The sequence below is a fragment of the Chitinophaga sp. YIM B06452 genome (genome assembly GCF_039655965.1).
Taxonomy (GTDB): domain Bacteria; phylum Bacteroidota; class Bacteroidia; order Chitinophagales; family Chitinophagaceae; genus Chitinophaga.
The window spans coordinates 446,713-468,549 of sequence record NZ_JAWLKY010000002.1; the positions used below are offsets into that span (position 1 = coordinate 446,713).

Consider the following 21,837-nt stretch of genomic DNA (forward strand, 5'->3'; position numbering starts at 1 on the left):
CAAACCTATATGTATGAAGAATGTTAACTTCTTGTTTTTCCTGGTATTTTCATTGATCAGTTGTGATAAAAAAGAAGATCCGGCACCATCCACCCCGGATACGGCTCTTTATTTCCCCGCAAACCCGGGTACGACATGGGAAACCATCCCCGCCTCGCAGTTGAACTGGAATACTAATGCTATTGCCGATCTGAAAACTTTCCTTGCCCAGAAAAATACAAAGTCGTTTATGATACTCGTAAATGGCAGAATTGCCATGGAAGCGTATTTTGACGGGCACGATGCTGCCGCTGCATGGGAATGGAACAGCTCAGGCAAAACACTGGTGTCTGCCGTAACAGGAATTGCCCAGCAGGAGGGCTTGTTGAATATTAACAGCAAAGCTTCCGATTATTTGGGTAAAGAATGGACAAGCATGCCCCAGGCAAAGGAAGACCTTATAACGGTAAGACATTTGCTGGCCATGACATCGGGTATTGACGACAGCAAGCAACTGGTAGTAAAATCCAACCTTACCTATGTAGCCGATGCCGGTATAAGGTGGGCGTACAGCAACGTTTTCCAGAAACTTATAAATGTAACAGAAAAAGCTGCCAACAAAGATTTTGAAACATACTTCAACGAAAGGCTGAAAAATAAAATAGGAATGGATGGCTTTTGGAATTTTGGCGCCATTTTTACCATATACCACAGCACCACAAGAAGTATGGCAAGATTCGGCCTGCTGGCCCTAAACAAAGGGAAATGGAAGACCGAGCAAATAATCAATGAAGCATATTTTACAGAATGCATCAACACTTCACAAAACATAAATCCATCTTATGGCTACCTATGGTGGCTTAATGGCAAAACGAAGTTTATGATACCCGGCGGGCAAACAGTATTCAACGGCTTTCTGGTCCCTAATGCACCGGCGGATATGTACGCGGCAATGGGCGCCAGTGACCAACGTATTTATGTGATACCTAATAAAAAAATGGTCATCGTAAGAATGGGAAATGCCTCTGACCCGGATAACCCTAGCTTTGCCGTTTCAGGGTTCGACAATGCTCTTTGGGCGAAGATAAATGCTGTAATAAAGTAGGAAGACAACAGGCTGTTCCGTGAAAAGAATATTGAGGTGAACCATGTTTTTGAGGAAGATACCGAAGCAAGATACCAACCCCATAAAAAAGCGTTCTGGATGGGTGACAGTCGCCTAAAAATGTCTACGATACATAGTTTTAAAGATTGGGAATTATTGAACATTGTTCTATTTATCGCTGAAAAATCTCTGGAAAATCATAAAAAGCCGGACGCTGTAGTATACACCGCATTACCAAGAACCAGGGAAAATATTATTATATTAAACGCTAATAAACGATACAACTTAAATAGGCAACGCCCCTTCCGGCATAATAAAGAGGGCCCACCTCCCGGTGAGCCCTCTTTGCTGATAACCAACCATCTCTTAATTTCCGGTACTACTCCCCTTTCTTCATTTTCTCCAAGGTAGTTTCGTAGTTCTTTCTCTCGTCACCATTAGCTTTGTTCATGGCTTTTTCTTCCCAGGCCAAGGCGTCAGCCTTTTTACCGGCTTTGTACAGCAGATTGGCGTAGGTGTGCATAAATGCGGGCGTCTCATTTTCTTTGAAAGAACGTTTGCTCCATTCCAGGGCCTGTTCTATGTATTTCTGATTCTTGCATTTTTTAAAGATGGTGCGGGCGAATTCGTTGAGTGTCTGCGGATCAGCTGTGTTGCCGTATTTTTTCATATAGGCGACAATGTTCGCTACCGCGTTATCACCGTCTTTTTTATCACTGAAATACTGGATTTTGGTTTTCAGTACCAGTTGTTCTGCAATGGACGGATATTTAGCCTTTACCTTTTTTTCGATGGCTGCCCAGTCGGGTGCAGCATTATTTATGGTACGCAGTGCAGCGTATACTTCCTCCTTACCCACTATCTCCATTAGTTTAGCTTCTGCGGCACCAAAGTTACTGACAATGTCGGCTGCTGCTCTATCAGCGTTCATCATGCCCATAGGACCGTCTTTGGGACTGAAGAGGATCTCACGTACAAAAGCATGGTTACCGGGTGTGTTGCGATCGGACTGCTGTTCAAGGTAAGCTTTGGCTACCGTTAAAGCATTTTCATCATCAACTGCATCCTTTGCCATGTAAGCCAGCTTACGCAGGAAAGCAGTGTCTTTCTGACCGTTTTTGTACTTTTCCAGCTGGAGGTAATACTGTTGATCAGGGTTCAGAGAAGCAGTAAATCTCTCGAGGAACCACTCCTCGCCTGGTTGAACACCTGCATAGCCGTCAACGATGGTACCGTCCGGTGAAAAGACCAGGAAGGTAGGAGAACAGCGGACATTATAGTCTTTCTCTATCCTTAGCGCATCATCATACCATTTCTTCACCTCTTCGTTGTCTTCGGGGGTCCGGTCCATCTGTACCTTCACATTGAGGTATTTGGCATTCATGAACGCTCCCACTTTTCCCTGCGGGAAAATGCTGTCTGACATATACTTACTAAGGTCATCCTCGCTGTTGAAGCATTCCATGAAGATGTATTTGTTCTCTGCTTTAGCTTTGGCTTTGATCTCCTTCCAGGACAAGCCATGCTCGAAATGCATACCTTTTTCCTGCGCCATAGCAGCGAATGGCAACCAGGAGGCTAACAATAATAATTTTTTGATCATAAATTTAATGTGTTGGTTTGGTTTTATGTGGCCATCCACACCAATGTTAAATGATAATTACGAATTAGCGCAATTCGTAATTATCATTTTTGTTCAGAATGTTTCGCCCTTCTTCATGTATGGTCAGCGCTTCTTTTGCCAGACGTTTCAGCGTGTCGGGCTGGTGGTGGTTGCCGGCTTCAGTGCACGCGCAGATATCTCCAAAAACAAACCGGCACTCATGCTGCCTTCTTCCCTGTGCACCAATTTACCCTCGGGAGAGAAATACAGAAACGTGGGATAAGACCTCACACTGTACTCTTTCGCAATGGCTGCAGCATCGTCGTACCAGCTTTTTACCGCCTCGTCGTCAATGGACGTTTTGTCCATCTGTACTTTCACCGATACAAATTTTTCGCTGAAGTACTCACCGATTGCCGGCTCTGAGAAGACCTCGCTGCTCATCCTTTTACAGGGACCACACCAGGTGGTGAAACAATCCATAAAAATAAACTTGCCTTCTTTTTTGGCTTTTGCCTTCACCTCTTTCCAGCTTAGGGCATGTTCAAAACGAATGCCCTTATCCTGTGCCATGGCCGCTAATGGCAACAAAAAGATTAACAGTAACAGCTTTTTCTTCATATATCAACTCGTTGGTTTGATTTTTTACAAAGCCAGGTTAAGGTCCTATATCCTTTTCCGTTATAGCCTTCATTTATCATCATTTGGCTTCAGCGTATAAGTTTGTCCGCTATAGGTATGCGTGCGTGTTTTTGCAAAGCGCTGGGTCTTTGCTGAGGATAAAATACTCATCCGCCAGGAAATCTTCTATCAGATAACTTCGATAGTTTTTGCTCGTCATCCTAAAGAGACAATGGGGTACAAGATTTACCCATTTCCCGAAAATTTTAAAAAAAAAAAATTTAGCGGCGTTGCAACAGGTATAACAACACGAGCAGGGAGAAGTCGCCGAATTGTTCTCTTAAGCGTTCCAGCGCACGATAGACGAGTTGGCAGGTACCGCCTGTATTGATTTGCAGGATTTATGCCGTCTCTTCATATGACAGATCCTTGGAAAATTTCAAAAATCATGCTCCAGCTCAAAGGGGAATTTACAAAAAAATGACACAGGCCGCTGGCCAAAATTTAACATCCGCTGCATTATTAATAGAAAGAAGTGGCGAAAATACAAAATAGCGCATAGCATGATTATGTCGTGGTTACCGATATCTCCTAAGACTTGCCATTGCGTAACAAAATGGTGTTAAATGCTAATACTTGCATCCCTGTCGAAGGTGTGACAACCATTTCATGGGTGCTACATCGAAATATATTGTCTATGCCTAAGCTGAATGTCAAATGTATGCAGAAAAAGAACTAGTCACGCTCCTTCGGCTGGGAGATAGCGATGCCTTAAGCCAGTTATACTTTTTGTACGTAAAGCCGCTCAGCTATTTTATCCTGAAAGCGGCTAAATCACCAGTACTGACGGAAGATGTGGTTCATGACACTTTCATTAAAATATGGGACCACCGTAACAGGTTGGGCCACATATGCCTGCTAACCATATAGAATCAGCAATTGAAAAATAAAATCCAACCAAAATTAAAAGTTCCCGATGCCCGCGGACGGTAACTATTCGAACAACCTGACGGCAAAAGAGGTACACTGTCAGGCCTTTCATAAGGAGCAATTGTACCAATCTTTCCAAAGCAGGAATTATGAATCTCAAATCTATATGAAGAATGTTTAATTTTTACACTTGCTTCCTCAGCGGCGGTATCAAACACCTGACGGCGCATTACAGCAAATTGTTGTGCATCCTGATATTGATGCACATGAGCATATCCGGAAATGCCCAACAGCGTATCCCGTTGCCTGTTCCTGCGGGGCACCTTATCACCATCAGCGGGCGGCTGGTAGATGAAAAAAACAGGCCGGTAGCGGGTGGTACCGTAAGGCTAAAGAAGGGAAAGTCAGCCATCACGGATCGAAACGGCGCATTCACCATTAGCAGCGCCGATAATACAGCAATGGTCCAGTTCAGTTGTGTGGGTTTTCTGTCAATATCATCCTCGGTCAAGTCCCTTGCTGAAAACCCCGTGGTAAAGCTGCAAACCGACGTCAATACGCTCAAAGAATTCGGTGTTGAAAGCAAGAAGATCGTGGGTACTAAGGTGGACCTGCAACATAAAGGGCACCTCAATCTCGGCCAGGTGTTGGAAGGAGCTGTTCCCGGGCTGACGCTCCGGAAAGGATCTCAGACAATTACAGGGGAATTAAAAGTGTACACGAGCAATGGGGTAATGAGCCTTGAAGAGTATTATAGGGACTACACTCCTACTTCCCGTGGGTTTGCTGGTACGAGGGGCGAACCAATATATCAGTCTTTCGAAGAATTTAAAAGGGCAGTGGAAAACGGGACCGTGCAGAGTCTTAGTATTGATGCGTATTCATCAGATAACAAGTATAAAGCAGAGAAGTCTACCAGCAGTACCGGTATCATACCAGAGTTACGAGGCGCCAACTCCTTTGCCGGAGGAACATCCGGTATGCTGGTGGTAATCGATGGTTTTATCCGGGACGGCTTTCCGGCCGACCTGCCTATGAACAATGTGGAGTCTGTTGAAGTTATCAGAGATCCCGAGGAATGTCTTAAGTGGGGGCCCAAAGCAGCCGGTGGTGTAATTCTAATTACCACCAAGGCCCCTCAAAAAGGCAAGCCGCAAATCAGCTACAGCAGTAATTTTTACTATACGCCGGCGCCAGATATAAGCGCAGAAAAATTACGGCTGGCATCCTCAGCAGACATGCTGGATTACTACAAAGAAGCCTATGACAAAGGGATTGTGACTTATAAAAACGCTAGTACGCCTGGTTTTCTGTCTCCCGCTGAGTATATCCTGGCCGATCTTTATAGGGAAACACTGACGCAGACGACATTCCGGCAAAAATGGGATTCGCTCGCGCTGCTCTCTAACCGGGAGCAAATGAAGCTGCTGCAACGGGACGAATTTATTCAGAATCATTCGCTGTCCGTTGCAATGGGGATGCGTAATTACAGCTTTACGGCAGCCGGTCTCTGGAGCACGAACCGCAATCAGGGGATCAAAGATAAAGCCCAAAGGTTTGGCTTCAATATGAAACATAACCTTTCCTTGTTAAAAAACACACTGAAAGTAGCCTTGATGACCGATTTCTATAATGACAAGACGGTGAATGGCGCATCCACCAATATAGACTGGGACCCCTACCAGCTTCTGCTGGACCCGCAAGGTCAATATGTTTACAATTATAATGAAATTCCGCCCGATGTGGGTGAGAAGATGATGAAGGCCGGGTATTTAAACAGCGGATACAATCCTTTGGAGGATGCACGATTAAATAACAGTACATCGAACCAGAATAACGTTAATTCCAACCTGAACATTAACTGGAAACTGGCCAAAGGGCTCAACTGGTACACGAATATCACCTACCAGTGGTCAGGAGTAAATAAAACCGACTACACAGCAGCGGCATCCAGCCAGGCAAGGTCATTGATAAATCGATATGGAGAAACGGTCATTGATGATAACCAGGATATTAAGGGTGTTATTTTTCATATACCCAAAGGAGATATCCTGAAAAAAGGACAGAGCAGAACAAAAATGTTCAACGTACGCACAGGACTGAGTTTTAACCATACATTCGGAACCGACCATAGTCTGTCTGTTAGTATGGATGGCGGCGCCACCAATGTGGAAAATGCCGGTCTCCCTACATACACCTTTTACGGGTATGATCGGGCGACAGGCCACAGTCTGCCCGTTTTAACCGGGCCAACTTCCAGTTTCAATAACTATCTCGGCAGTTCCATGGACGCTGCTCAATTGCTGGTACCTACGCTCGCCACGAATAGCTATAACAGAAATATAACGATGAACGCCAGGGTGAACTACAGTTACCTTGACCGCTATTTATTGGGAGCATCCTACTCCGGAATGTTCACGCCAAATTTGGGGGAACCTTCTGCCTATGCCTCAACTACCACGAAACGCATCAACGGTTCCTGGGATATCAGGCAGGAACCATTCTTTAAAGCCTCCTGGATCAGCAAGCTTGAAATGAGTGTCAGCGCTTTAGAAACCGGGGTTGCCCGCCTGCCGCCGGCGCTGATTAATGCCAACAGGCAATTGCAGCCCTTGTGGAATAATGCTGCAATTATCGTATCCAGCGTTAACAATACAGAACTAAGCGGTCAAACCTACCGTGAATTAAAGGGTGGGTTGAAAGTAGGCTTGTCCAAAAATCGTTTGATGCTATCCCTTGATTATACAAAGAGTAAGAGCAGCGCTTCGGGTCAATGGAATGGCCGTGCAATGTATGACATCGCCCGTGAGCCCTGGTTCCGTTTTCCTGCGCTGAGCACGCTCAGAGTGGAAGCAACGCTACAGAATATCAACCCCTACCAGGGCATGAATATCGTTACGGAGGCAAATTCACTTTCAAACAGTGGTGGATTCAACACGCCTGCCAACAATACACAGGGGACATTGCCGCCTGCAATCATCAACAAAGAAATAAACCTGATCGTAGGTGCGTTGAATGACCGGTTCACGGCTGAATTGCGTTACTATAACAAAACCGTTGCTGGTCTTGCAAACGGAAATGCTCCTACGGACCCGGCTACAGGTTTGTCTTCCCAACTAAACTACAGCATAGCTGCCAACAAAGGGGTGGAAATGTCAATAAAGGCTGGGATCATCCGCCGTGGGAAAGTAGACTGGACGGTGACAGCAAATGCCGCCTATAATAACAACCAGGTGATCAGTGCGCCGCCCGTGGCCTTTACGCTAACCGACAGCTATCTGTCGGCCCAGCGTAATGGCTATAGCAAAACGGGCCTCTGGGGATTTCGATGGGCAGGACTGGACACAACCGGCGCCCCCCGGGTCTATAATCAGAAAAACGAAAAGGTAACCAGGCCCGATTCTCTTTCGTTGGTATATCTGGGAACATCAGTAGCGCCCTGGTCCGGCGCGCTAAACCAGAGCGTGCGCTTCGGCCCTTTCTTTGCCAGTGTAAGAATGTTATTCCAATTCGGGCATATCATGAGAAGATACATGCCGGTACTGACTACAGAGCCAGACAGGAACATTGCCATCAGGGACCGTTGGCGAAAGCCGGGCGACGAGGCGTTTACAGATGTTGCGGCCATTGCCCAGCCCAACCCCTTAAGGGAGTTGCTCATCAGGAATTCCGACAACAGCCTGATGCCTGCAGATAATGTGCGGCTAAGAGAAATCCAGTTAGGCTATGAGGTTCCTCTTGGAAAGCGCCTGGAAAAGACCATCAAAAGCCTGACATTGTCCGCACAGGTATTGAACGTGGCAGTATGGACCTGGAACAAATATCACCTTGACCCTGAAAAGGTCAGCAATACAGGGGTAGTAAGCTCGCCCACGCCCAGGCAATATGTGCTGAGTATAAATGCAAGTTTTTAACGCGAAAAAAATCACCATGCAAATGAAACCAATCTTCCGGCTCATACTTGTCATTTCACTGGTATTGCTGGTCAGCAGCTGCAAAAAATTTCTGAATGTACGGCCGGACAATACAACAAACATTAATCCCCGCACCATAAGCGATTTTGAAGAGATACTCAATAACAGCAGCCTCGCAACACCCAATTACATGCTGGCCGATTTCGCAAGCGACGATGTGTATCTTTCCGACAAGGTGATGAATTCCGGGAATACTGCGATGGGGTATTACATGAACACCTATGCCTGGGCACCCAACATCTGGCAGCCCGCCGATGACGATGCTATGTACAATGGCACCTACCAACTGATATTGCCGATGAATATCATCCTGGACAATATTGAAAATGCTGATGGAGGCACCGGTGAACAAAAAGCTATCGTAAAAGCGCAGGCCTGCATCAACCGGGCCTACTATTACCTTCAGCTGGCCAATATCTACGGGCCCGATTACCAGTCCGCCAGCGCGGGACAGGACCTTGCAGTTCCGCTCATACTTCACCCGGATGCCACGCAACAACCCAGGCGGAACACGGTAAAGGAAGTCTATGATCAAATATTGACAGACCTTCAGCTGGCGGTAAACACCCCCTCGCTCCCGGATTTTGGCGGGGATGTGATCCATCCTGGCAAAGCGGCGGCATATGCCATGCTGGCCAGGACTTACCTGTTGATGAGCGATTACGAAAAGGCGTTGGCAGCTGCGGACGGAGCGTTAAAAATCAAGAGTGCATTATTGAATTATGAAAGCACCAGCCCCTACAAGCCATTTACCCTTAGAGATCAGGAAGCAAATCCCGAGGTGTTGCTGGCAAGGGTTTATATCGACCTACCATATGTTCGGCAGTTTAATGAGGCTATATATGCCAGTCTATCCTTATCAGACCTCCTTGGTACCAAAGACCTGCGTTTTTATATCAACTTTGAGATACGGCGCAAAGAAAACCACTTTCGGTATGAACAATATTCAGATAATAACATGCCCTCCATGCAATTCAATTACAGCCTTACTGTGGCTGAAATGATGCTCATTAAGGCTGAATGCCTGGCCAGGAAAGGAGCTGCGGAGAGTTCAGTAGCACTGTTAAATCAATTAAGGCAATCCCGGTTTAAAAAAGCAGACTATACCCCGTTAGCTGTGTCTCCTGGTAAAGATGCGCTTACGCTCGTACTCGAGGAAAGAAGAAGAGAACTTTTTTTTCATGGCGGCCTGCGGTTGTTTGATCTTAAAAGACTGAACAGGGACCCCAGGTTCAAACAAGACCTTAGAAGAGTAAATAGCAAAGACAGTGTGATAGCGACCCTTCCCGCCCTTTCGTCCAGATACCTGATGCCTTTTACGCCGAAGGTGATCGCCAACAATCCCGCCATCATTCAAAATCAAAGGTAACGCCCAATGAAAGCTTCCAGATTAATAAATACGCTTATACCATCTGCCATCTTGATGGCAGGTTGCTGTATATGTTTCAACGCATGCAAAAAAGACAAGGCCCCGGTTAAAGATGAAGTGACCGCTGATGTACTTGACAACCTGGCTGATTCCGGCATTAATATAAATATACCCATAAACGATGGCGACAGTGTATCACAAAGTGTTGGCATGTACCCCCAACGTTCCCCCACCTGCTTTCCGGTACTACTCACCGATCCGGCCAGGACAGATGTGGAGATAACTGCCTCCATTGATGAGAATCCCCGGCTGGGCCAGGTGTTTGACAGTATCTACAAGGCCAGAACTGCGCAGCTCCAGCCAGGGATGTTTACAATAATGGGAAATGGCAAGGTAACTGTCAAAGCGGGGCAAACAGCATCCACCGACTCTATCAAGGTGATATTAAAGGATATTTCTGGTATAAAGCAGCCAGGTTTATATATCATAACCATCCCTGTCAGGTTGAGTACCAGTTCTCCGAATGCCCGCCTGAAAAGTAGCCTGATGTTTGGTCAATATAAAATCATCGTAGTAAAATGAAAGTTGCCTTGTCCAATGTTAATGAGGCTTGCCGGGATTCACATAGATTTATTTTTTTAAATAACCTAGAAGCTCCCAAACTTCCTGGAAATTAAATGATTTCACTTTGATTAAATAAAATCGAAACTACATGCGAACATTGTTGCTAACATTAATTATGATATTCCATTCATTTAATTCAATAGCACAGGACAAACAGGACACCACTATCAAAAAGGATCAAATTAAGGCTGGTATTGTAGTTTTTGGCGCCGGTCTTAACCTTCCTGGGGAATACAAAGAAGTTTAGGTAAAAAATTCACATTTTCCACCCAATTGGGCTGGGCATTCAAGTATTCAACCATTGAAAAAGAATGGATTAGTTCTCCAAATATTAGAGCAGGAATATACTATACCTTTTTGTGATTGAAATATTAACTGTAGTTTCAAGACCATCGACCAGCGCGAAGTCTATAAGTTGTTGATGATCTATTCAAATATTCTTGGAATCTTACTTTAGTCGTTTACTCGAACCTCTTAAAGCCAACTAATTATGAAGGTTAAAACTTGTTTTTAACCACTTGCTTGGTTGCATATTAGTCAAATATGGGTATTTGTATACAATTTAAATGACACAATCCATCGAGCATTTTTCTGGCCGTAACGTATATACTCAATTCCGTAGTTCAAAATTTTCCCGATTCGAGGGTAATATAGAGAAAGCTAATTCAAATATTTTAGACAGATTCCTACCTTTTTCATTAATCGGCATTCCATATTTCTGGATGGGAATCATTATAATAAAACGTAGAATCCCCAGAGGATTTAATGTATTTGAAGAAGAGTTCTAATTCTCATCCTGATACTTTTTCCCGCTGTATATACCACTAAGTAATCTCGTGGGTACTTTTTATTTTGTATCTTAGTAAAAGCTGATTAACCTGTATAAAGTATGGGAAAGAAATCGGGGTTATACAAAAGGAACTCGACTAAACGCTCAACTAAAAAACAAAACCCCGCGACCAGCGCGAGGTTTGTAAGTTGTCTGTGATCCCGCTGGGACTCGAACCCAGGGCCCATACATTAAAAGTGTATTGCTCTACCAACTGAGCTACGGAATCATCCCGTTTCTTTTCGATTGGGAGTGCAAAGATATGTATTAAATTATTTTTGCCAAATATTTCAGTCAATAAAATTTACTACTACACTCAAACCCTCTCCTGCCCTGCTTTTCAACGAGAAAAAATTTTTCATTCACATGATCATATTTGTACACTGAATAATATTTTGCAAAGGGAAGCATGCATTAATTACTGCCCGGCATAAACACCATTTTCCCCCTCACTCCTTCCGCGGGCTTCTTCTCATCATACACGCGCAGCGCGTAATATTTTCCTGCCAGCCAGTCGTCTACCATGTTATCGTAGAATTGACTGCCGGGGTTACCGCTTTGGCCGCCGGGGAAGATGCCCCAGGCTTTGGTTTCAGGGCCCAGCTCCACCACCATCCGCCAGCTGGGGCCGGTGGTCTTTTTAGTGGCGTTGATGATGTGACGGCCGCCGCCGGTGTTCAGGTGCATGCGGCTGAAAGCGGGGATGCTGCGGCTCAGGTGGCGGATGTCCGTTCCGCGGAATTTCCCCAGCACCAGCTCTCCCCGCACATCCAGCGCTGCGGCGGTGTCCGCGGCCAGGCGGAAGCTGGCCATCACCTGGTCTGCCAGCGTTTCGCGGGCGGGAGTGCGGATGTTGTCCACGAAATGCATGGCGCTGTCGCGCATGAGCCAGAACAGCAGCGTTTTTTCCTCGGGCTGCACGTAGGCGATGCTGTCGTTCAGCGGCAACTCGTCGCTCCAGATGGCGTCTTCCAGGTTGCTCCACCAGAGGTTGAAAAGCGTGGCTGCCTTGCTGTCCGGGCCTGCCACACCGTCCCAGGCGAATAACATGCGCCAGTATTCCTGCTGTTTGGAGCTTAAATTATTTGCGCTCACATAATCGCTCAAAAAGGGCACGGCGGCCTCGGCAAGGCGGTTCTTGTTGTCGTTCTGGAGCTTCATCATGTCTTCAGGCGTAATGCCGCTCATCTGGCCCAGCTGCTCCTGTATGCGCATACCGCGGAAGAGGTCGTAATAACCGAAGAGGTTGTATGGATAAGTGCTGTCTGTAGATTGTTGATTAGCGGAGCTTACAAAGCCCTCGGCGGGATTATAGATATGCGGGTTCTCGGCCTGTGGAATGAAGCCCTGCCAGGCATAGGTGCTGTCACTGCCGGGGTTTACGAACTTGCCCTGGTCTTTCCAGCGCAGCGGGTGCTTGCCGTTGTGCCAGATGGCGATGCCGTCTTTTTTGCCGGCGTAAATGAAGTTCTGGCCGGGGCAGCTCCAGTATTTCATGGCCTCCAGGTAATCGTTGTAGCCTTTGGCGTGGTTCAGCAGGTGGATGGAGCGCAGTTCGTTGCTGCGGTCGTGCGCGGTCCAGCGCATGGCGAGGTAACCTTTAAAACGGGGATCGGTAAAGGTTTCGTCGTAAAGCACCGGGCCCCATACGGTGTAGGCCACGGTATCATAGAAGCTGGGCTGGCCTTTTATTTTGATCTCTTCCACCCGCAGGTCCGCAGGGCGGTATTGGCCATTGAACAGGTATTCTTTTTTGCCGTTGCGGAATTCCATTTTGTAATAATCCAGCACATCCACGTAACCGTTCGTAAAACCCCAGCCCATATTGTCGTTGAAGCCGATGATGATGCCGGGCGCGCCGGGCAGGCTTACGCCGTACACGTTCATGCCGGGGGTTTTGATCTGCATTTCGTAGAACAGGCTGGGCAGGCTCAGCTCCAGGTGCGGATCGTTGCAGAGAATGGGATTCCCGCTTTTGGTCTTGCTACCGGCCACGGCCCAGTTGTTGCTGCCTTTGTCGCGGTCCTGCTGTTGGGTGTTGTATTGGAATTCAGCATTCACCACGCTATCCGGCGGAGGCACGGCGCGGCGCGTGGGCGCGGGGAAGGGCGTGCCTTTCGGGATGATGGGCGCAATGAAGTCGGTAAAATCCGGGTACAGCTGGTTAAAATCTTCTTTGGAAAAATGATTGCGGGCGTTGGTGTAAGGAATATCATCCGCCGTGGCGGCCAGGTCCGCACTCATATACTTTACGAGCAGGCCGGTCTTGATATTGGTCCACGGCTCGGGACTATACCCCAGCAGCTTGTATTCCAGCGGGTAATTGCGTTTGCGCAGCTCGCCGATGTAGGCGTTGATACCGGCGGTGTAGCTGTCCAGCTCCATTTTCGTGACGGGATCCGCCTCAATACCTTTTACGACCTGTTCCGCGCCATACACCATGCCTTCGCGGCGTTTGCGGCGGTCGTAATCCAGCAACTTGGGGCCGAGTATTTCGCTGAGCCTGCCGCCGGCGGCGTGGGTTTGCAGTTCCATCTGCCAGAGGCGGTTCTTCGCGTGCAGGTAACCCTGGATGAAATAAGCATCGGCTTCCTGTTCGGCGAATACGTGTGCCACCATCCGGTCGTCGAACCAGACTTCCGCCTTGCCTTTCAGCTGGGGAAAAACGAGCTGTTCACTGACCGGGGAATTGACGGGCTCCGCGTGTACCCAGAAACCGTGCTGCGGACTGAAAAGCATACCAAAAGGAGGCGTGGCGCCCCAGCGGTGATTGAGCGCCCAGACGAGCGCGACCGTGAAGATCAATGGGATAATTCTCATAAAGAGTTTTACATGGTTGCCGGCTCGGCCAGGTAGATATCGATGACCTTGTTGCCGATGTCATCGTACTTCTGGAAGATCTTTTTCAGCAGTGCGTACAGTTCTTTGTAGTTGGTGAATACGGGTTTACTGATAGGCGCGGGGTCTCCCAGCATGCCCGGCAGCAGGGAAAACGTGCCGCCTACGCGCGTGTCGTTGTCGAGGTCAAAAGCTACCACCACTTCCACGCTGCCATCTTTCAGGGAAATGCTCACGCCGGCGCCCAAACCTTTTACAATGCGCGTATCGTCTACGCCTTCTACCTGGTAGAAAGAAGTCTTGGGATCGTAGTGCGTTTTCTTGAAACCGAACTCCATGATCATATCCTGCGCTTCCGTGATACTATGGTCCGCAAAGGGCTGTGTAGTTTGAAACTCATCGGAAAGCGACCGGTACCAGGATACAAATCCGACTTCTTCTAATACTTTTCTCCAGACTGGGTTCATCTCCATAAAAAATATCTTTAGAAGGTAAGGAAATTCATTGTTAATATACGCCTTTTCAGGAATATGACAATACAATCGCAGCGAGTTGTTCCACTTCTTCAACTGAATTAAAGCTGTGAAGCACAACCCTTAAGCGCTCCTGCCCTTTCGGCACGGTGGGGTGCAGGATGGCCCGCACGTCCAATCCTTCTTCCTGCAATTGTGCTGCCAATTGCCGCGCCCTTTCGTTGCCCGGCGCCATCACTACCTGTATGGGCGTATGGCTGTTGCCACCCAGGCGCCCGCGGAACAACTTTATAAGATGCTCCAGGTGTTTCCTTTCCGCGTGCATGTCCGGGAAGGCCGCGTAGGCGCTCAATATTACCGCCACGGCCTGCGGCGGTAACGCGGTGGTGTATATGAAAGGGCGGCAGAAATTGACCAGGTATTCCCGCAGGAAAAGGCTTCCCAGCACGATGGCCCCATGGCAGCCCACGGCCTTGCCGAAGGTATGCACCCGGGCAAAACAGCGCTCCGCAAGCCCCAGGTGCTGCACCAGCCCTTCTCCCCGCCCGCCTATCACGCCGGTGGCATGTGCCTCGTCTACCACCAGGTAAGCCCTGTGCTGGTCGCAGAGGTCGCAAATGGCCTCCAGGGGGGCCATATCGCCGTCCATCGAATACACGGACTCCACGGCCACGAATATCCGCCCTTCTGCATTGGCGAGCTTCTTTTGCAGGTCCGCCAGGTCGTTGTGCTGGAAAGAATACGCCTGTGCGGCGCTCAGCCGGATGCCGTCGCGGATGCTGGCGTGGATGAGCTGGTCGTACACGATCACATCGCCTTTTTGCGGCACGCAGGAAAACAGGCCCAGGTTGGCATCGTAACCGGAATTGAAGATGAGGCCCGCGGGCGCCTGGTGAAACTCGGCCACCAGCTGCTCGGCCTCTTCGATCAGCTCGTAATTGCCCGCCAGCAGGCGCGAACCGCCGGAGCCATGCACCTGGCTCAGCTGCTTCACGATGGCATGCGCGTTCTCCTGCACTTTCTCGCTGCGGGCAAGTCCCAGGTAATCGTTGGAACAGAAATCCGTGCGCTGCCCGCTCAGCCGCAGCTGGCGGAAGGCGTGCTGCTCCCGGCGTTTGCCGAGGGCCGACTGTAGAAAGTCTTCCTTTTGCATAGTTCAAAACTAAGTATCTTCTCTGTAACTTCGCCCATCAATATCCAACACTGTATGAGCAGTAAAGTTTCGATACTCGGCCTGAAATTACCCACAGACCCGCGATGGGTAAACCTGGCGGCCATTTCACTGGAGGAAGTGCTGACGGACCACGCATTCTGCGAGCAAAAAGCCGCCACCTCCTGCATCTCGCTCATACAGCGGTACCCCGATAAACAGCGGCTGGTGGAAGAGCTGGCGCCCATCGTCACCGAAGAATGGGGCCACTTCAGGCAGGTGCTCGCCGAAATGAAAAAACGCGGCTTCGCGCTGGGCAAACAGCGGAAAGATGAGTATGTGAACAACCTGATGAACTTCCAGCAGAAAGGCGGCGCACCCGCGGATGTGCTGCTGGACCGGCTGCTGATATTCGCGCTCATCGAAGCGCGCAGCTGCGAGCGGTTCCGCCTGCTGAGCGAAGGGCTGGAAGATGAATACCTGCGCGAGTTCTACCGGCGCTTCATGATCTCCGAAGCCGGCCACTACCGCCTGTTCATAGACCTCGCGAATGAATATCTCCCTGAAGAAAAAGTAAAACTCCGCTGGGCGGAATGGCTGAAGTTCGAAGCGGACATGATACAGCAGTTGCCGGTGCGCGGCGACAGGATGCACTAAAAATGGAATCCCAGGTTCACATAAGCCTTTAGATACTTCGCCTGGTCGCTGTACATGAGCGTGGCCTCCATGGGCCCCAGGCGCGTGCTGTAGCCTGCGGTGATGCCGTAGCCCGTTACATACCGGTATTTCGGTTCCGCTTTGCCGTTGAGATCGTACACCGCCGCGTTCACCCGCGGGATGATGAACAGGTTGCGGATGGCCTCGTATTGCCAGCCCAGCTGCACGGCCCCCACGCTGGAGGTATTGATCTCGCCGTCGTACAACCCTACAAACGGGATCTGGTTGCGGCTGAAATCCGTTACGCCGCCGATCATAAAATCGTTCAGCAGTTCCAGGTCGTAATTGAAGTTAAAACCGGCATAGCCATTCAGATTCAGCGTGCTTTTGCGCCCCAGCGGGAAATAGTAGTTCATTTTCAGCAGCACGCGCTGGTAGTCGTTGAAGTTAAAGCCCAGGCTGTCCAGGCGGAGGGTTTCCCCGTTCATTTTCAGCCGCAGGTCAGGGTTCTGGCCGTATACCACGCCGCCTTCGAGCGATATCAGCGCGCCGCGGGTGGGGTACAGCTTGCGGTCGATGGTGTTGAGGCCGTAGTAAAAGAACGACTGGTATTGTTTGTTGTTCCCGTCCAGCTCCACGAAGGGCGAGAGCTTGGGTTTCACGCGGATGTACTCCCAGCGCGTGCCTACCCCGATGGCCATGATGCGGTTCAGCATAAACTGCATATGTACATCCACGTTAGCATATTTGCTGCGGTATTCCTGGATCTTTTTATAATTCTCGTAATAGTTCAGCGGGTTGTTCTCATAATACGCTCCCAGCCCGAAACCCATGCGGCGCTTGCGGCCCAGGTATTTGAAATACTCCGCCCGCAACCGCGGGTTCTCGCTCACGGCCACAGTCACGAAGGCGCGGCTGTTGGGCACCACGAAGTTCCTTTGGGTAATGTTCACAATGGCGCTCACGTTGGTGAAGGTATTGTAATGCAGGCCCAGCTTTACATAGGTGAGCGGCGTTTCCTCCGCGTCTATTTCCAGCTGGCTTCTGCCGTACCCCAGCGGGTTCATGTGGTAGGTGATCTGCTTGTAAAAGCGCGTGCCGTACACGTTCAGGATCGCCTCCCGGATCATGTCAGGCGTGTAGCAGCCGCCGGGCTGCAGGCCCAGCCTGCCGCGAAAGAACTTCTCGTCGGAATGCACCAAGCCTTTGACGGCGATGTCCGTGATCTCGATATCCGGCACCAGGGGCAGGCGGTTCAGCTGCGGCCGCGCTTCGGGGTAGAGCGCGTTCAGCGAATCGGCCAGGTGTTTGAACACGGGGTACATCTCCCGCCCGCGCTGCCGCCCTTCTTCCAGGATGGAATCGATGCTGCCGAAACTGGCCGCGCTGTAGTTCTTCAGCTCGTGGTGGATGTAGATGTCGGTTATTTTACGGGCTTCTTTAAAATCCTGCGCGTCTTTATAGAACCCCAGCTGGTAAAGTATGTCAATGGGCGTCTGCAGCTCGTCTGCCGTGCGCAGGCCGCCGCTTACGTTGCTGCCGATGATGATGTCCGCACCCATTTCCCTCGCGGTAATGGTCGGGAAATTGCGCACCACCCCGCCGTCCACCAGCTTGCGCTGGCCGATCTTCACGGCGGTGAACACGGAGGGGATGGCCATACTGGCACGCATACACGAAACCACTTCGCCGCTATCCAGCGTCACGATCTCGCCCGTGGCCACGTCTGTAGCGATGCATTTGAAGGGGATATTGAACTTTGAAAAGTCCTTCACATCCCGCACCGGCCAACACATCTTGGCCAGCTCCAGCCACAATTGTTCGCCGGAGATCACGCCAGACGTGAGTTTGGGCTTGCCGTACTCGAAAGGTATCTCTATCATGTAGCGGTTGTACTCCGCTTTTTCTTCGTAACTGATGTCCGTCAGCACAGGCTGGTTGGAGAAAAGCTGGTTCCAGTCCAGCTTGCGGGCCATGGCCTCGATGGTATCGCCGGAGTAGCCGATGGCGTAGAGGGCGCCTACGATGCTGCCCATGCTGGTGCCGGTCACATAATCGATCTTCAGCCCGGCACTGTCTATGGCCTGCAAAATGCCGATATGCGCCAGCCCCTTGGCCCCGCCTCCGCTCAGCGTGAGCCCCACGCCCGGGCGCTGGGCGAATGAAAAATAGGGATACAGCCCTGCAAGTACAACGATGATAATGATCCGGCGCATTGGTTACCCGTTCTCTGGTATGTGAATAAAGATAAAGGATTCTGTAATTCAAATATTAACGGGGAAGGAAACTTGTTTTATTTATTAAAGTTATTCTCTATCTTTTCCGGATAACAATTTCACATTATGAGCTCAACGTCTGCAAAGCAGAATATCTGGCAGGTAATATTCGCCTCGTCTGCGGGAACCCTGATAGAATGGTACGACTTTTACATCTTCGGCAGTCTTTCACTGATACTGTCCGAAAAATTTTTCCCTGACAGCAACCCTACCCTTGCTTACGTTGCCACCCTGGCCACATTTGCCGTGGGTTTCATCGTGCGTCCCTTTGGCGCCATCGTGTTTGGCCGCCTGGGCGACATGGTAGGCCGGAAATACACTTTCCTGCTTACCCTCCTCATCATGGGCGGCTCCACCTTCGCCATCGGCCTCATACCCAGTTACGCCACCATTGGCATACTGGCGCCGATACTGGTGCTGATACTGCGCCTTGCGCAGGGCCTGGCCCTGGGCGGGGAATATGGCGGCGCCGCCACTTATGTGGCCGAGCATGCGCCGGCAAACAAAAGAGGGTATTATACCAGCTTCATCCAAACCACCGCCACGCTGGGCCTGTTCGTATCCCTGGGCGTGATACTGGCCACGCGCCTGTCTATGAGCCCTGAGAAATTCAACGAATGGGGATGGCGCATTCCTTTCTGGCTGAGCGTTTTCCTGGTAATGATGAGCTATTACATCCGCATCAAGCTGCATGAGTCGCCGCTGTTCAGCAAGCTGAAATCGGAAGGCAAAACCTCGAAGAACCCGCTGAAGGAAAGTTTCGGTAATAAGGAAAACCTCAAACTGGTGCTGCTGGCGCTCTTCGGCGCAGCCATGGGCCAGGGTGTGGTATGGTACACCGGGCAGTTTTATGCGCTGTCTTTCCTGCAGAACACGATGAAGATAGATTTCGTGCAGAGCAATATCATTATCGCCGTGGCACTGCTTTTCGGCACGCCGTTCTTTATTTATTTCGGCGGCCTGTCTGACCGGATAGGGCGTAAAAAGATCATGATGGCAGGCATGTTCATCGCCGCTATCAGCTACTTCCCTATTTACAACGCGATGGATAAAACGGTAGACCTTTCCTCCAAGCAGGAAATCTCCGCCATGTACCGCGTGGAAGGCAATGTGACGCCCGATGCGGACGGCAAAATGGTTGAAAGCTCCGCCAAGGTGCGCACGTATGCAGACAGTACCGTGGTGCGCGACGTAACGGTCACCAAAGCCGGCAAAACCACGCAGCACAAGGAGATCAAGGTAGGCAATACGGCTATGATCTGGCTGATATTCCTCGTGTTCATCCAGGTGATATTCGTGACCATGGTATACGGCCCCATCGCGGCTTTCCTGGTGGAATTGTTCCCCACCCGCATCCGCTACACGTCTATGAGCCTGCCTTACCATATCGGCAACGGCGTATTCGGCGGCCTTTTGCCCGCTATTGCCACGCTGATGGTGCAACGCACGGGCAATCACCTCGCGGGCCTGTTCTACCCGGTGACCATCGCCATTATCTGTATGGTGATCGGCATGGTGTTTATCAAGGAGAAAAAAACGAAAGACGGCTACGCGGAAGAACCTGAAGTATAAGCGCAAAGAGCTGTCATCGCACGAAAAGATCGTCATTGCGGGGAGCAGCGCGGGGTTTGTGCGGGAGGGGCGACGAAGCAATCTCCTTCGTTGAATTGACGTACTTCAAGCTATGGAAGAGATTGCTTCGTCGCGCTTCCTGCCGCATAGAATTTTCCGCGGCTCCTCGCAATGACGACTTTTTACCCTACAATTGTGTTCATGAAGAAAGGGCTGCCCTGTTTACAGGAGCAGCCCATTTTTGTTTGAAGTGGAATATGATCAATAATCAGGGTTCTGGATCAGCGCGGGCGCATTGCGGTCTATCTCTGTCTGCGGGATGGGCCACATATCGTAATGCGCTTCGTATTTTGTTTTGATGGTGGGCTGAAGGGGATTTTGCACAAACCCGTTCAGCTTCTGGCCGGCGATGCCCCATCTTCTCAGGTCGAAATACCGAAGCCCTTCCAGGGCAAATTCCACTCTTCTTTCATGCCGTATGCGGCTGCGCATGGCGTCTTTGCCCAGACCCGCGGGGAGGCCGGGCATATTGCTCCTGGCTCTTACGAGATTCACCGCTGCATAGACATCCGCATCGGGCCCGGCAGCTTCGTTCTGCGCTTCGGCGAACATGAGCAATACGTCCGCATAGCGGAGCAATACAAAGTCGTTGTCGTCTATGGTGCCGTAATCCGGGTCTACCAGCGAAGGGTCCAGCCATTTTTTCACGGCGTAAAAACCAACGATCCAGCTGTCCTTCCCGGGCGTGGCGACTGACAGCGCGCCGGTGAACGGCCAGCCCTGGGCTTTGGTGTCGCCGGGGAAGAAAAAGGTCATCCGCATACGGGGGTCCCTGTTCTCATAAGGGCGGCCTTTTACGTACACGGCAGACGAGGCGGTGTCTTTGCCATCCGCGGCTTCGTATTCGTTGATCAGGTCCTGCGTGCCCAGCTCCCCCTTCCACCGATGCAGCTGTACGGCCACGGCCACGTCCTGGTGCAGCACGTTCGGGCGTTGGAATTTTACGGAGAACATGATCTCTTTGCTGTTATTCTGGTCGGGTTTATAAAAGTTGCCGGCATAGTTGGCATACAGGCTGTGTTTGTTGCCTGTCATGATCTGTTTCGCCAGCGCGGCGGCTTCGGCGTATTTTTTCTGGAAGAGCAACACCCGCACTTTGTAACCCTGTGCGGTGGCTTTGGTAGCATGCCCGTCGCCATACGCCACGTCGGGCAGCGATGCAATGGCCGCGTCCAGGTCGGTTTCCACCTGCTTCAGCACATCGGCCCTGGGAGACTTTGCTTTGACGGCGGTATATTCCACCTGGAAAGGATCTTCCAGGAAAAGAACGGTATTGCCATATAGTTGCGCCAGCCAGAAATAATTGAAAGCCCGGAGAAAATAGGCCTCTCCCTTGTAACGGGCGAGCTTATCGCCGGAAAGTACTTTTTCCACGTTGGCAAGAAAAGAATTGATGGCAGCAATGGCTTTATAGGAATTCGCGTAATAGTTGTACACGAAATCGCCGGACTGAGGGGTGATGCCGGAGGAAAGCGCGCTCTGCCCGCCGCCGTAATTGTACTGGCCGTAGGAATCGTCGCTGAAATTGTCCCAGGCAAAGATCTCGTACATAGACGTAGCGTAGCCGCCGCCGCTTTGGTACAGGTAGTTATATAAACCGGTGAGCGCAAGGTCCGCATCGGCTTCTGTTTTCCAGAAAACGGAGGAAGATAGTTTATCCGGTGGCATTACATCCAGCAGTCCTTTTTTACAGGCGCCCAGCAGCAGGGCTGCAATGCAGGGCAGTATGATGAGGTATTTCCGATACTGTTTCATATGCAAATCATTTAACAGGATG

General features: G+C 50.0%; 13 protein-coding genes and 1 tRNA gene. 6 read left to right on the plus strand and 8 right to left on the minus strand.

Annotated elements, in window-relative coordinates:
• Positions 1 to 13 precede the first annotated feature (13 nt).
• Entirely contained in the window at positions 14 to 1,084 is a 1,071-nt protein-coding gene (locus tag R3I13_RS11395) for a serine hydrolase (protein ID WP_346318079.1), read from the plus strand.
• Positions 1,085 to 1,463: 379 nt separating this feature from the next.
• Here the strand turns inward: R3I13_RS11395 and R3I13_RS11400 are convergent, their stop codons facing one another.
• Both R3I13_RS11400 and R3I13_RS11405 read right to left on the minus strand, forming a co-directional pair.
• The gene (locus tag R3I13_RS11400) at positions 1,464 to 2,687 is read right to left on the minus strand and encodes a hypothetical protein (protein ID WP_346318080.1); all 1,224 of its coding nucleotides are present in this window, start codon (positions 2,685 to 2,687) and stop codon (positions 1,464 to 1,466) included.
• Between the two features lie 147 nt (positions 2,688 to 2,834).
• Positions 2,835 to 3,308, minus strand: a complete 474-nt coding sequence (locus tag R3I13_RS11405; protein ID WP_346318081.1) for a thioredoxin family protein — start codon at positions 3,306 to 3,308, stop codon at positions 2,835 to 2,837.
• A 1,103-nt stretch (positions 3,309 to 4,411) separates the two neighbouring features.
• On the opposite strand from R3I13_RS11405, the gene R3I13_RS11410 reads away from it, so the two are divergent.
• From R3I13_RS11410 to R3I13_RS11420, 3 genes are read left to right on the plus strand one after another with little or no spacing between them, the layout of a single operon-like run.
• Positions 4,412 to 8,152 (plus strand): carboxypeptidase regulatory-like domain-containing protein, encoded by a 3,741-nt coding sequence (locus tag R3I13_RS11410; protein ID WP_346318082.1) that lies wholly within the window; start codon positions 4,412 to 4,414, stop codon positions 8,150 to 8,152.
• 22 nt (positions 8,153 to 8,174) lie between these two features.
• Positions 8,175 to 9,581, plus strand: a complete 1,407-nt coding sequence (locus R3I13_RS11415; protein ID WP_346318083.1) for a RagB/SusD family nutrient uptake outer membrane protein — start codon at positions 8,175 to 8,177, stop codon at positions 9,579 to 9,581.
• Between the two features lie 6 nt (positions 9,582 to 9,587).
• Entirely contained in the window at positions 9,588 to 10,163 is a 576-nt protein-coding gene (locus R3I13_RS11420) for a hypothetical protein (RefSeq protein ID WP_346318084.1), read from the plus strand.
• A gap of 1,027 nt (positions 10,164 to 11,190) precedes the next feature.
• Here the strand turns inward: R3I13_RS11420 and R3I13_RS11425 are convergent.
• The 4 genes from R3I13_RS11425 to R3I13_RS11440 form a co-directional block, all read right to left on the minus strand.
• A tRNA-Lys gene (locus tag R3I13_RS11425) sits at positions 11,191 to 11,263 on the minus strand.
• 185 nt (positions 11,264 to 11,448) lie between these two features.
• Positions 11,449 to 13,854, minus strand: a complete 2,406-nt coding sequence (locus R3I13_RS11430; protein WP_346318085.1) for a penicillin acylase family protein — start codon at positions 13,852 to 13,854, stop codon at positions 11,449 to 11,451.
• 8 nt (positions 13,855 to 13,862) lie between these two features.
• Positions 13,863 to 14,345 carry a hypothetical protein gene (locus R3I13_RS11435; RefSeq protein ID WP_346318086.1) on the minus strand — a complete coding sequence of 161 codons (483 nt, stop codon included), beginning with the start codon at positions 14,343 to 14,345 and terminating at the stop codon, positions 13,863 to 13,865.
• A 49-nt stretch (positions 14,346 to 14,394) separates the two neighbouring features.
• Positions 14,395 to 15,498 (minus strand): 8-amino-7-oxononanoate synthase, encoded by a 1,104-nt coding sequence (locus tag R3I13_RS11440; RefSeq protein ID WP_346318087.1) that lies wholly within the window; start codon positions 15,496 to 15,498, stop codon positions 14,395 to 14,397.
• Positions 15,499 to 15,552: 54 nt separating this feature from the next.
• Here R3I13_RS11440 and R3I13_RS11445 point away from each other — a divergent pair, with 54 nt between their 5' ends.
• Positions 15,553 to 16,152, plus strand: a complete 600-nt coding sequence (locus R3I13_RS11445; RefSeq protein WP_346318088.1) for a tRNA-(ms[2]io[6]A)-hydroxylase — start codon at positions 15,553 to 15,555, stop codon at positions 16,150 to 16,152.
• Here R3I13_RS11445 and R3I13_RS11450 read toward each other — a convergent pair.
• Complete coding sequence (locus R3I13_RS11450; protein ID WP_346318089.1) at positions 16,149 to 18,368, minus strand: patatin-like phospholipase family protein; 2,220 nt, start codon at positions 18,366 to 18,368, stop codon at positions 16,149 to 16,151. The two genes, R3I13_RS11445 and R3I13_RS11450, sit on opposite strands and share 4 nt — an antisense overlap.
• A gap of 126 nt (positions 18,369 to 18,494) precedes the next feature.
• Between R3I13_RS11450 and R3I13_RS11455 the strand changes: the two genes are divergently transcribed.
• Complete coding sequence (locus R3I13_RS11455) at positions 18,495 to 20,000, plus strand: MFS transporter (RefSeq protein ID WP_346318090.1); 1,506 nt, start codon at positions 18,495 to 18,497, stop codon at positions 19,998 to 20,000.
• A gap of 261 nt (positions 20,001 to 20,261) precedes the next feature.
• Here R3I13_RS11455 and R3I13_RS11460 read toward each other — a convergent pair whose 3' ends face one another.
• Positions 20,262 to 21,815, minus strand: coding sequence for a RagB/SusD family nutrient uptake outer membrane protein (locus R3I13_RS11460; protein ID WP_346318091.1), 1,554 nt, complete (start codon positions 21,813 to 21,815; stop codon positions 20,262 to 20,264).
• Between the last annotated feature and the right edge of the window lie 22 nt (positions 21,816 to 21,837).